An 11,984-nucleotide genomic window follows, 5' to 3' on the forward strand; every position below is an offset into this window, starting at 1 on the left:
CATATTATTTGTATACGCGATGCAAAAATCACATTACTTTAACTGTATGGAGCCTATATACTTTTATGCAAATATGAATCGAAATATCATACTTTTCGTTCCTGAATAAACATATTTAATAACGCGGACATTTTATTTGCACCTTTTTTATTCATATGATCACTATCATAAAAATCTTCATCATAAAATAATGGTGAATCAAATAGATCTATGATTTGAAAAGAATATTGTGCTTGAAAATCATTTATAACTTTATAAAAATCTTCTTTTAATTTCTTACTACTACAATTGAAATAATGTGAAGTAACAGGGAAGACAACAATTAGTGGCTTTATATCATTTTTTAACAGTAATTCTAAATATGTTTTAAAAATCGTTTTATTTTCAATTAAAGTATGAGGATACGACAATTTAGCATGTGAAGCTGCTCTCATTTTCCCATGTTCTTCAAAAGGAATATGAAGGGGAGTGGTATTCCATTCAGCATTTATCCAAGGGAGTATCAATGATTCATCTTTTAGTTCGTCTAATAAAATATATTCAAAATGCAAATTAAAAATAGAAAAAAGTTGTTTCGGACTATCTAGATGTGAGAATCCATCAGTGGGTAGAGGAGAATGAACTACAGTATGATGACCGTCTTGAAACAATGGATAATATACTTTGTGAATTCTATATGCTTCAGATGATAACGACATGTCAAAGTAAAAAGAGAAATAGGCTATTCCTATCAAACAATATTGAAATGAATGATCGTTTGATAGAAGTTGTGACGCTATTAAATAATCATAGTATAGATCTTGCGATGGAAGTGTTAATTTTATTGACTTTTTTGAGAGGAACTCCGTACTTATGCCACAATGCGGATAAGACAAGCCGGTAGCAAACAATTCATATGTGGGATCACTCTTTACTTTTTTCATAGACATGTATAAAAACATAAGATCCGGATTTATTTGATATATAGAAATTAATTTATTCCTCCATTCATACATGTATTTTGTTAAATTAATAATTTTTTTACTTTGCACGCCCTTGCTTATCAATTCATTTGTAAGTTTTTCTGCGTCCACTCTCCAAATGACTATATATTGAAAAGAATTTTCTATACGAACAATAGTTGAAACGTCTACAACATGAACTATTGTTTTACATTTATTTTTGTCTAATGCATTTTGAATCCTTCCCCCTGATACTTCATCACTTAAAACAATAATTTTATACTGCTCCTTCATGTATATCCCCTCCATTATATGTATAATATGAAATTCATTTTTCATTCATAATGATCATATACATCTGCAATCCAACATTAAAAAAGAATAGAATATTCATTTCAAAACAAAAATAGCTCCACCATTTGGCGTAGCTATTTTACAATTATTACTTATTCAAACTATATTCCTTTATCTAACTCATAAAGCTTTCGATACTTCTCGTTTTCTTTCAGAAGTTGTTCATGACTGCCTTGCATCACAATTTGACCACGATCAAGGAATATAACTTCATCTACATGTTCAATTCCTACAAGGTGGTGTGTAATCCAAATAACAGTCTTTTCTTCTGTTGCAGAAAACATTGTTTCTATTAAAGATAGTTCTGTCTTTGGATCTAAGCCGATCGTAGGTTCATCAAGTACAATAATTGGAGCCTCTTGCATTAGCGTTCTAGCAAAAGCAACCCGTTGTCTTTCTCCACCAGAAAACCTTTTCCCCATTTCATGCATTTTTGTTTGCAATCCATCTGGAAGAGAAGCTATATGCGAAGCTAATTGTGCTTTCTCTAAAGCTGTCCATATCTCTTCATCCGTAGCCTCTGGTTTACCGATTCGCACATTATTTCCAATTGTCGTATCGAATAAATGCGGCTTTTGATTCAATACAGAAATATATTTTGATAAAAGATTCGTATGAGCATGTTCACTATGCAATAAAACTTCACCATGTAACGGGCTTAGCGCACCTGCTAACAATTTTAACAAAGTAGATTTTCCTGTTCCACTTCTTCCTAAAATGGCGATTTTCTTTCCTGCCTTTATTTGCAGTGATACTTCTTTCAATACAAACTCATTACTATCTGGGTAACTATACGATACATTATTTAATTCAATATCCATATATTTCGATGCAACATAATCTTTATTCTCATGTAATTCCTTTTCATCCTGTAAAACATCATTAGCTTCTACTTTATTTAGACGATGAGCAGATTCTACATATGATGGAATTCGATCGATAGCATCTGAAAGTGGAATTAACGCATTTGTCACAGATAACGTCATTAAGACGAAAGCCGCAATAACGGTAGGTGCAATCTGTTCACTTGCTGCCTCATTTCCAGTCCATATGATCATTGAAATAACTACGATCCCCACTACTAATTGAATGATACTGTCCCGAATATGATTCCAGCGCTTCATTCTTTTTTCCGTTTTTAACAACTGAGCATTTTGCTCTACATACTTATCAATGAATTCATCTTTTCTACCACTTGCTTGCCAATCAGATAACCCAAAAACAGCGTCTGTTAGTTGTTGATACAAACGGCTTCTTCCTTGCTTTAAAGTAACATGATGTTGCTTCATTAAAAGTAATGATACAAACGGAAGAAGAAAAACGATAATAGCCAACATACATGCTGCAATAAGTGCAAATACTACGTCAAATGCTCCGATAACAAGTACGAATATGCTATATACAACTAATGCTAATAGACTAGGAAATATTGTACGTAAATATAGGTTTTGCAAATGCTCTATATCTTCGGATAATATACCTAACATATCGCCCGTTTGAAATCGTGAACGGAAAAATAACGCCTGCGGTTCTACTATTCTGTATAGTTTCGTTCTCATCTTTTCTAATATGCGTAGTACGACATCGTGTCCAACTAAACGCTCTAAATAATGAAATACCGCTTGTCCTATACTAAACGCACGTGTTGCAACGATAGGAACATATACAGCCATTACATTTTCTGGTCTAAGAGCAGATTTAGAGATTAAATAACCTGAAATGAAAAGTAACATCGCACCTGAACTAACTCCAAGAAGACCAAGGAAAATAGTTAAAGTCATTCTACCTTTATTTTGCTGTATATAAGGTTTAATCCAGTTACTCATCTCTATCCCCTCTCTTTCCTTTGAAAATGTAATGCCTCATTCTTTAAAAGTTCTTCATACGTGCCGCTTTTTATCATTTCCCCTTTATTTAAAATAAGAATATGATCCATCTGTTTCATCCAGTGAAGACGATGTGTTGCAAGAAATACTAGCTTACCTTCAAACAGACGTAACATCGCTTGCTTTATTTCAAATTCAGTTTCAATATCAAGATGTGCTGTAGGCTCGTCTAATAAAATAATTGGCTTTTTGCTTAAAAGTGCACGTGCCATAGCGACACGTTGTTCTTGCCCGCCACTAAGCATACGTCCACCTTCTCCAATTCTTTCATACATCCCGTTCGGAAGCGATGTAACGAGTGAACGAAGACCAACTTCATTAATAACGCTTTCCACTTCTGCATCAGTTGTATTTGTTTCATAGAAACAAATGTTATCTTTTAATGAAAACGGGAAAATATAAGGTTGCTGCGGAATATAAGCAATATTCTTTTGCCAATCTTCTCGAGTAGACCCGTCAATTTTCACACCATTTATTATCAGCTTTCCACCCGAAGGAGTTAAAAATCCTGCTAATACGTCAATTAACGTCGATTTCCCTGCCCCACTTTCACCAATTACACCTATAGCGCCGGTGCCTTTCCAAGTAAAATCAATTCCCTCTAATATAGCTTTTTCAGATTCATTATTCTTTACTTTTACATCTTGTAATTTCAAGTTACTAGAGGCATTCCATATTAAACCTACATTAGATTCTTTCATTCCTATTTCTTTTTGTTGCTGTAAAATCTCTTCTATTTGCTCCATTGCAAGTTGTCCATCTAACGTAGCATGATAATTCGCTCCAACTTGTTTAATTGGCAGAAAATATTCCGGAGCTAAAATTAAAATCGTAAGGGCTGGCAATAGTACAATTGTCCCATCTATTAAACGTATCCCTAACCCGACCGCCACAAATGCAATGGATAAGCTCGTAAAGAAATCTAATGCAAAAGAAGAAAGAAAAGCAACTCGCAAAGTACGCATCGTTGCTTTTCTATACCTTTTACTTACTTTTTCAATCTTTCCTTCGTGTTGTTTACTTTTCCCTAAATACTTTAATGTTTCTAATCCTTTTAACGTATCTACAAAATGATTAGAAAGTACTCGATATGTTTCATATTGGCTATCTGCCATTTTCTGCGCTGCTAATCCTAGTAGGATCATAAATGTAATTACGATAGGAATCGTTACAACTAAAATGATTCCAGACTCAATATCTAACGTAAAAACATATAGTACAATTAGTCCCGGTACGATACTACTTCTAATCATTTTAGGAATTGTTAATTCAATATATGTTTTAAATTTCTCAATACCTTCAATCGATAAGGTAACCAGATGACCTGTTCCAGCAGTTTGAACATACCGTGGACCTAATGTGAAATACGCCTCTATTAATTGTTTTCGCAGTAGCGATCCTGTTTTTTCAGCGAAACGTTCCACTAATATTTGCGAAATTCGAACTAGCATATGACGTACTGCAAACGTGATTCCAAAATAAACCGTTTCATTTAACACAGATTGCACTGTTTCTCCTTGAAATAAAAACGTAATAGCCCGTGCTAAAAACACTGTTTGCCCAATAATACTTATAGCTTCTAAAATGCTAATGATTGTTAACACTACATATAAAACTCGGCTACCAGGATACGACGGAAGTCCTCTTTTTCTTTTCATTAGTACTCCAAATCTTTATCTGACTTAACAGGTTGTCTAAACACATAGAAACTCCATATTTGACTTCCCAAAACAAATGGCAATATAGCAATTGAAAAATACGTCATCAGTTTTAGTGCATAATCTCCCGATGCTGCATTATAAATTGTTAAATCGTATATTGACCCTAACGAGCTAATTAAGACACGTGGGAACATGCCGGCAAACACACTCGCACTTAGTAAAATGATTGTTAAACTCGTCATAACGAAAGCCCAACCATCTCTTCTTCTTTTATTTAATAATGTTGACGCACATAATGCTACAAAAGCTCCAATCGGAACCATAATCCACTCTGTACCATGACCAGTGAAAATATCTGTTTTCCATAACCCTACACCGGCAAAAATAAGAAGTGCTATAATTGCAAGCGGTGCAATTTTCAACGCAGCAATACGTGCACGTTCTCTTAACTTACCAGTTGTACGTATAGTAAGGAATTGCAATCCGTGAACAATACATAGCAGAAGGAACATAACTCCTCCAAGTAATGCAAATGGATGAAGTAATGGTAAGAATCCACCTACAGCATTTTTCGTTTCATCAATTGGAATACCTACCATAAAGTTAGCAATTGCAACTCCCCAAAGAACAGGCGGTAGTAAACTTCCTAAAAACATACCCCAATCCCAAAAACCTTTCCATTTATGATTGTCTATTTTCGCACGGAATTTAAAGGAAACCCCTCTTATAATTAAAGCAAGAAGCATAAATACAAACGGAATGTAAAACCCGCTAAATAAAGTTGCATACCAGTGCGGGAATGCCGCGAACATAGCTCCACCAGCACAAACAAGCCATACTTCATTCGCGTGCCAAAATGGGCCAATTGTATTTAAGTAAATTCTTTTCTCTAAATCGTTTTCCCCTAAAAACCTTGAAACTATACCTACACCGAAATCGAAACCTTCAAGTACAAAGAAGCCTACGAATAAAACTGCAATAATGATAAACCACAACTCATTAAGAGATAACATACTCTTCCTCCTTATCAAATGGATCATGGCTTTGAGAATCCTGTTTCGCTTTCTTATTCTCATGTCCTTTAATAATACGAACGAATAAGTAAATAGTGATTCCACCTATAATTAAATATAGTGATGTGAATGAAACTAAAGAGAATAATACTTCTCCGAACGTAACATTTGGAGATACAGCATCTTCCGTTTTCATAACACCGAAAACTACCCAAGGCTGACGTCCCATTTCAGTCATAATCCATCCTACTGTATTACCGATAAACGGTAGTGCAATTGCATACACCATTAATTTTAAATACCAAGTTTTTTCAGCTAAACGATCTTTTCTTGATAAGAACCATCCGTATGCTCCTAGAAGAAGCATAAAGGTTCCACTCATTACCATCGCTCTAAAACTCCAGAACATAGTGTGTACTGGCGGTATATAATCTCCAGGCCCATATTTTTCTTCATATTGTTTTTGAATTTGATTCATCCCTTCTACTTGACCACTAAATTTATCAAATGATAATAGACTTAGCATATAAGGGATTTGAATTTCAAACGAATTTTCTTGCTTCTCTGCATCAATTTTCGCAAATACTGTAAATGGCGCTGGATCCTCACTCGTATTCCATAACGCTTCAGCTGCTGCCATTTTCATTGGATGCGTCTTAATTAATTGTTGTGCTTGCGCATGTCCAAAGAATAATACTAACGCCGTTGTAAGTGTTCCAACAATGATAGAAATGCGGAACGATTTTTTAAACACTTCAGTTTCTTGAGCTTTCGTTATTTTCCATGCACTCACACCTGCAATAAAGAATGCACCAGTTGCAATCGCAGCTGTAATTGTATGCGGGAATTGTACCCATAATTGTGGGTTTTGAATAATCGCTAAGAAATCATTCATCTGTGCACGTCCATCTGCTGCCATTTCATATCCTACTGGCGATTGCATAAATGCACTTGCAGTTAAAATCCAAAATGCTGATAACATTGTTCCAATTGAAAGGAGCCAAATACATAACAAGTGAATTCGCTTCGGTAATTTGTCCTCACCGAATACCCATAAACCTAGGAATGTAGACTCTATGAAAAATGCTAATAAGCCTTCAATTGCAAGTGATGGACCAAACACATCACCTACGAAACGTGAATATGTTGACCAGTTCATGCCAAACTGGAATTCTTGTAAAATACCAGTTACTACACCTACCGCAAAGTTAACTAGGAATATTTGTGTCCAAAACTTCGTCATCTTCTTATAAATTTCTTGTCCCTTTACCACGTATAACGTTTGCATTAACGCAATGATAAAAGCTAAACCAATAGACAGCGGAACAAAAAAGTAATGGAAAATCGTTGTTGATGCGAATTGTATTCGCGCCAATTCGAGCGTTTCCATACTACAATCACTTCCTTCATAATTTTTTATATCGTAATTTCAATTGAGTTGTATGAATAAAACAACTCAAATCTTAGAAATATAGAAAGATAAATTTGTTTATGTACTTTTAGAAAATATAATTTTTCAGTTTTCAAGATAATTACAAAAAAACTTTCTCATAAAATTTACCTTTTCACTATTTCAGTAGTGTTTTATCCGTTAATCGAATTGTATAATATACCTGCATAGTAAATTCAGCTGATTTTTGACGTATTATTGACATCATTTTGTCTGAAATATGTCTTTTGTCATTTTTTTGAATTAGATTTTTTTCATTACTAAAATGTATTTTTCAAATATAAGACTTACTTTCGTATCAATAAAACAATCATTTTTCTCTACATACACTTGACTTTTTCATGAAAAAATGTCCTCTTTACCAATGAGGAAATCAGTTATTTTTTTGTCAAGAGAAAAATGCATCTCTAAAATTCAAATACAAAATAATGTTATTCAAAAATAGAAAATACCCGCCCTCTTTCTAGACTAAAAATTCATTTTTTTGTCATTTTTTCAAACAAAATTAATACATAAAAAAATACCGAGAATCGATTAGACTCTCGGTATTTTTCAAATTATTTTGCTGTATGTTTTCTAACAGCCGGTAAAATTTCAGTAGCAATTAATTCGATATTTTTCTCAATTTTATTAAGTGGCACACCACCAAAATCAATTTGTGCCATAAAACGTTGTTGTCCAAATAATTCATATTGGTAAAGCATTTTTTCAATAATTTGTTGCGGGCTACCAACCATTAATGCGTCACGGTAATCTACTGCATTTGTAAATTGTTGCTTCGGATACCCACCACCACGCAGTGTAAGCATACCAGCATTAATATGAGGATAGTATTCACTAAACGCATCTTGTGAATTTTTTGCTGTATAAAATAAACTCGTTGTTGCAACTGGCAAACTTGCTGGATTAAATCCACTTTGCGCCGCAGCCTCACGATAAGCATCTACTGATCCTTTAAAGTTAATAGCTGGACCACCTAGTGTTGTTATCATCATTGGTACACCCGCACGTCCTGCTTTAATCGCACTAGCTGGTGGGCCACCAACTGCACGCCAAATTGGTAAGTTATTATTTTTAGCTCTCGGAATAACCGATGCATGTGCAAGCGGCGCTCTGAACTGTCCGTTCCATGTTACATGTTCCTCTTTATTAATTTTTAATAAAAGTTCCATCTTCTCTTCAAATAGCTCTTCATAATCATTCACGTCATAACCAAGTAAACTATATCCCCCAATACGAGATCCACGACCAGCCACGATTTCTGCACGTCCATTAGAAATTAAGTCAATTGTAGCAAAATCCTCATACACTCGTACCGGATCAGATGTACTTACTATCGTTGCTGAACTTGCAATTTTTATATTTTTCGTAGCTTGTGCAATAGCTCCTAAAATAACTGTATGAGCTTGCGTTGTAAAATGCGTTTGATGACTTTCACCGACAGCAAATACATCAAGTCCAGATTCATCCGCTAACTTTGCTGTTTCAATTAATTCATGAATTCTTTGTTCTGCACTAATTTTCTCTCCGTTATGTGGATTTAAAACATGATCCCCAATTGAATATAATCCAAACTCTATTCCTTTACTTGTATCCATACGGTATTTTTCCATAGTTGCTCTCTCCTTTAATTCAGTCGTATTCATTTTCTTCAATCACCATCACTTGATTAGTCAATTGATACTGAAAAAAAATTACTCTTGCGGCAATTCTTTTTTTTCACTATGCTTATGAACTTTCGTCATCAGCTCGTATAATATTTTCTGCTCTTCTTCATTTAATACATCATCAAAAAACGATGATTGAAATGCAAGTTGCTCTGGCAACGCTCTCTCTAAAGCTGCTTCCCCTTGCTCTGTAAGACTAATTGTTTTCGTTTTCCAATCTTGTTTCCGTACAATATATCCTTCTTTTTCAAGACGAGTTAACATTCGAGAAATACCGCCTTGTGTAACAGTTACCTTTTCAGCTAACTCCATTTGTGTGAGTGGCTGATACGTACGTATTTGCAAAAGCACATCAAATTGAGCTGTCGTTAAATCAAACCGTTTTAAAAACTCATTTGACATCTGATTACTTTGGTTCGTAAATCGTATTAAACGTAACCATATTAATGACCCTATCGTATTATCACGCATATTTGATCACTTCCTATCGTGAATCTTACTATCACTTTACTACGCAAGTGATAAAAAAGCAAGAGAAAACGTGAAAAATATCTCATTAGAGTATTACATAAATAACGATAAGAAAGAATTCAATGAATTCTTTCTTATCGTTATTCTTAACTTTCCATTTCATTCATTGCTATATTTAAAGCTCCCACCGCTTTCATTAGAGTATTACATAAATAACGATAAGAAAGAATTCATGTTTAAATGAATTCTTTCTTATCGTTATTCTTAACTTTCCATTTCATTCATTGCTATATTTAAAGCTCCCACCGCTTTTGGCCAGCCAACATAAAAAGCCATATGCGTTATTAATGCAATCATTTCATTTTCTGCAATTCCATTTTGTTTGGCCAACTGCAAATGAAATGGTAATTGTTCTGTATGACCAAGACTGATTAATGCCGACACTGTACATAAACTTCTTTCTCTTAATGTTAAAGTGGCATCCCGCCACACTTCCTCGAACAATATCTCTTCACTATAGTGAGCAAATGCAGGTGCCTTTTCTCTCATTTTCTCTTGAATACAATATTCAATGGCTTCATTCATCATTTCACTCCCCCTTCGCTTTTACCAATTGTGCCATTCCTTGACCAAATGACCAATTTTCAGCAGCTGTCTCATTTAGTGTAATAAAAATATCTGCACTTTTTATTCTAGAACATTCAGAAACCTTCAAGGATATCGACTGATACAGATCCCTTTTCTGTTTTATCGTTCTTCCCCGTCCACATGTAATAGAAACATAAATCATATTCTCTGTTCTCTTTTTTCCTCTTTCTAATAAATAATATGGATTATATAAAAAGTGATTTTGTTGATAAGGTAAAAACATTTGAAAAAAATCATTTTCAGGGATGTTAAAATGTTCAATTAATGAAAGATGAATACATTCACCTATCTTTTTGATCTCTTCTTCTTTTAATTTATTTTCATGATAATAAACGTTCACAAAGGGCATACAGTTTCATTCCTTTTTCTTAATTTAACATTCAACAAATTTTCATCGTGAAATGTGCAAAATCTCAAATACTGTAACATCTTTATTCGTTACCATATTAGGCTTTTCATTATAAAATTTGAATTGGCTATATCCCCATTTATCTGGATTATAAATGATTACATTTCCTAAACTCTTTTCTATGTTTTGTACATTCTCATTCATAGTGTTTAATTGAGTCCCTCTCAGTGAATTACTTTGAGAAATACTCCCTGTATACTCAACAGCATATTTACTTTTTTTAAAATCATCACTTAAATTAACAACTAATGGAACACCTATATTTATTTGTTGCCACCCAAAAGATTGTAAAATATTATCGTAATACCCTTCAAAGATAAATTTGTTCATTCCTTTATGACCATTCCAAATATATAAAGGTGCATAACAGTTATAGAAATTCCCTTCCTTACCCGCCTCAGTAATTAAATATGCTTTGAAATTCAATTCTTGAAAACCATCCGTTTTATGCCCATTATCCTTTACCCTTTTTTTAATAATCTCCATGTCATAATCCTTTGGCAAAATGACCTTATATTGCATTCCAATCATGTTTATCACTCACTTTCTATCTTATATACACAATGATAAACCGATGATTGACTAACGTAAAATAGGTATAAATTATGTTTGTTATCATTTATAATGATACCGTATAAGGGGCTGTGATAAATGGAAATAAATGATCTTATTATATTTAAAACTGTAGCCAGTGAAGGTTCTATTAGTAAAGCTGCTAAAGAGTTAGGATATGTTCAGCCAAACGTAACTGAGCGAATCAAAAAATTAGAACAAGAATTAGAAACTCCTTTACTACATAGAGATAACAAAGGCGTTTCCTTATTACCTTCTGGTGACATTTTATTAGACTACACGAATCAAATATTAACTCTAATAGAAGAAGCAAAAGATAAAATTAAAACGACTGGTTCTTCTTATATAATCGCGACGTCACAATCTATTTTGACTAATTATGTAAGTAAGCGTATTAAAGAAAATTTCAGGGATTATCAAATATACGTAGAAAATAGTAGTCATTTGCAAAAATTACTGCATCAACAAAAAGTTGATATGGTCATCACTTATGAAGAGGATCCCGACGAAGCTTTTAAAAAAGTATTTACTACTTCAATTTCTATAGGCTTATTAAAAACGAAAGAAACACGTACCATTGACTATTCGAAGGAACTCTTCTTCGTTAGTAATGACAAAAGGTGCCCTTTTAGAAATAAGACAATACAATTTTTAAAAGAAAATAATTTATCTCAGCGTCAACTTCAACAATTAGATTCTTATTCGCTTATGGAAGAGTTTATTCAGGATGGAAAAGGAATAGCCTTTTTGCCGATTAGAAATGATACATTGGTACCAATTGAAGATGTTCCAATTGAGAAATTAGCTGTTCATTTTTTTACGAATCAACACTCTTTAAAACAAATCCCTGATGAACTATTTGATTAATAGAATAGCTATAAACTAATTACATACACCAATAAAAATCCCTC

At 33.6% G+C, this 11,984-nt stretch carries 11 protein-coding genes; 1 reads left to right on the forward strand and 10 read right to left on the reverse strand.

What is annotated here, in order from left to right; genetic code table 11:
- Positions 1–86 precede the first annotated feature (86 nt).
- The 10 genes from DT250_RS17790 to DT250_RS17835 all read right to left on the reverse strand — a co-directional run bounded on the left by DT250_RS17790 (position 87) and on the right by DT250_RS17835 (position 11,031).
- Complete coding sequence (locus DT250_RS17790) at positions 87–1,235, reverse strand: hypothetical protein (RefSeq protein WP_149213442.1); 1,149 nt, start codon at positions 1,233–1,235, stop codon at positions 87–89.
- Positions 1,236–1,396: 161 nt separating this feature from the next.
- On the reverse strand, positions 1,397–3,121 hold the full coding sequence (gene cydC / locus DT250_RS17795) for a thiol reductant ABC exporter subunit CydC (RefSeq protein WP_149213443.1): 1,725 nt from the start codon (positions 3,119–3,121) through the stop codon (positions 1,397–1,399).
- A 2-nt stretch (positions 3,122–3,123) separates the two neighbouring features.
- The gene (gene cydD, locus DT250_RS17800; RefSeq protein ID WP_149213444.1) at positions 3,124–4,839 is read right to left on the reverse strand and encodes a thiol reductant ABC exporter subunit CydD; all 1,716 of its coding nucleotides are present in this window, start codon (positions 4,837–4,839) and stop codon (positions 3,124–3,126) included.
- A complete protein-coding gene (gene cydB, locus DT250_RS17805; protein WP_000950075.1) occupies positions 4,839–5,855 on the reverse strand; it encodes a cytochrome d ubiquinol oxidase subunit II in 1,017 nt (338 codons plus the stop codon). The genes cydD and cydB overlap by 1 nt, the downstream gene beginning before the upstream one ends.
- Positions 5,842–7,245: a cytochrome ubiquinol oxidase subunit I gene (cydA, locus tag DT250_RS17810; protein ID WP_000448888.1), complete on the reverse strand. Its 1,404-nt coding sequence runs from the start codon at positions 7,243–7,245 to the stop codon at positions 5,842–5,844. Before cydA ends, cydB begins: the two co-directional genes overlap by 14 nt.
- A 617-nt stretch (positions 7,246–7,862) precedes the next feature.
- The gene (locus DT250_RS17815) at positions 7,863–8,918 is read right to left on the reverse strand and encodes an LLM class flavin-dependent oxidoreductase (protein WP_087982925.1); all 1,056 of its coding nucleotides are present in this window, start codon (positions 8,916–8,918) and stop codon (positions 7,863–7,865) included.
- 81 nt (positions 8,919–8,999) lie between these two features.
- Entirely contained in the window at positions 9,000–9,443 is a 444-nt protein-coding gene (locus tag DT250_RS17820; protein WP_001205523.1) for a MarR family winged helix-turn-helix transcriptional regulator, read from the reverse strand.
- 264 nt (positions 9,444–9,707) lie between these two features.
- Positions 9,708–10,031: a carboxymuconolactone decarboxylase family protein gene (locus DT250_RS17825; RefSeq protein WP_046959147.1), complete on the reverse strand. Its 324-nt coding sequence runs from the start codon at positions 10,029–10,031 to the stop codon at positions 9,708–9,710.
- A gap of 1 nt (position 10,032) precedes the next feature.
- A complete protein-coding gene (locus DT250_RS17830; protein ID WP_149213445.1) occupies positions 10,033–10,440 on the reverse strand; it encodes a tautomerase family protein in 408 nt (135 codons plus the stop codon).
- A 42-nt stretch (positions 10,441–10,482) separates the two neighbouring features.
- Complete coding sequence (locus DT250_RS17835) at positions 10,483–11,031, reverse strand: DUF4865 family protein (RefSeq protein WP_149213446.1); 549 nt, start codon at positions 11,029–11,031, stop codon at positions 10,483–10,485.
- Positions 11,032–11,151: 120 nt separating this feature from the next.
- On the opposite strand from DT250_RS17835, the gene DT250_RS17840 reads away from it, so the two are divergent.
- The gene (locus DT250_RS17840; RefSeq protein WP_149213447.1) at positions 11,152–11,940 is read left to right on the forward strand and encodes a LysR family transcriptional regulator; all 789 of its coding nucleotides are present in this window, start codon (positions 11,152–11,154) and stop codon (positions 11,938–11,940) included.
- Positions 11,941–11,984: the final 44 nt, after the last annotated feature.

Origin of the sequence: Bacillus sp. AR2-1 (genome assembly GCF_008368755.1) — a bacterium.
Classification (GTDB): domain Bacteria; phylum Bacillota; class Bacilli; order Bacillales; family Bacillaceae_G; genus Bacillus_A; species Bacillus_A wiedmannii.

Coding starts and splice junctions, on each gene's coding strand:
- DT250_RS17790 (WP_149213442.1), bottom strand. CDS start 1,235: ATGAAGGAGCAGTATAAAATTATTGTTTTAAGTGATGAAGTATCAGGG.
- cydC (WP_149213443.1), bottom strand. CDS start 3,121: ATGAGTAACTGGATTAAACCTTATATACAGCAAAATAAAGGTAGAATG.
- cydD (WP_149213444.1), bottom strand. CDS start 4,839: ATGAAAAGAAAAAGAGGACTTCCGTCGTATCCTGGTAGCCGAGTTTTA.
- cydB (WP_000950075.1), bottom strand. CDS start 5,855: ATGTTATCTCTTAATGAGTTGTGGTTTATCATTATTGCAGTTTTATTC.
- cydA (WP_000448888.1), bottom strand. CDS start 7,245: ATGGAAACGCTCGAATTGGCGCGAATACAATTCGCATCAACAACGATT.
- DT250_RS17815 (WP_087982925.1), bottom strand. CDS start 8,918: ATGGAAAAATACCGTATGGATACAAGTAAAGGAATAGAGTTTGGATTA.
- DT250_RS17820 (WP_001205523.1), bottom strand. CDS start 9,443: ATGCGTGATAATACGATAGGGTCATTAATATGGTTACGTTTAATACGA.
- DT250_RS17825 (WP_046959147.1), bottom strand. CDS start 10,031: ATGATGAATGAAGCCATTGAATATTGTATTCAAGAGAAAATGAGAGAA.
- DT250_RS17830 (WP_149213445.1), bottom strand. CDS start 10,440: ATGCCCTTTGTGAACGTTTATTATCATGAAAATAAATTAAAAGAAGAA.
- DT250_RS17835 (WP_149213446.1), bottom strand. CDS start 11,031: ATGATTGGAATGCAATATAAGGTCATTTTGCCAAAGGATTATGACATG.
- DT250_RS17840 (WP_149213447.1), top strand. CDS start 11,152: ATGGAAATAAATGATCTTATTATATTTAAAACTGTAGCCAGTGAAGGT.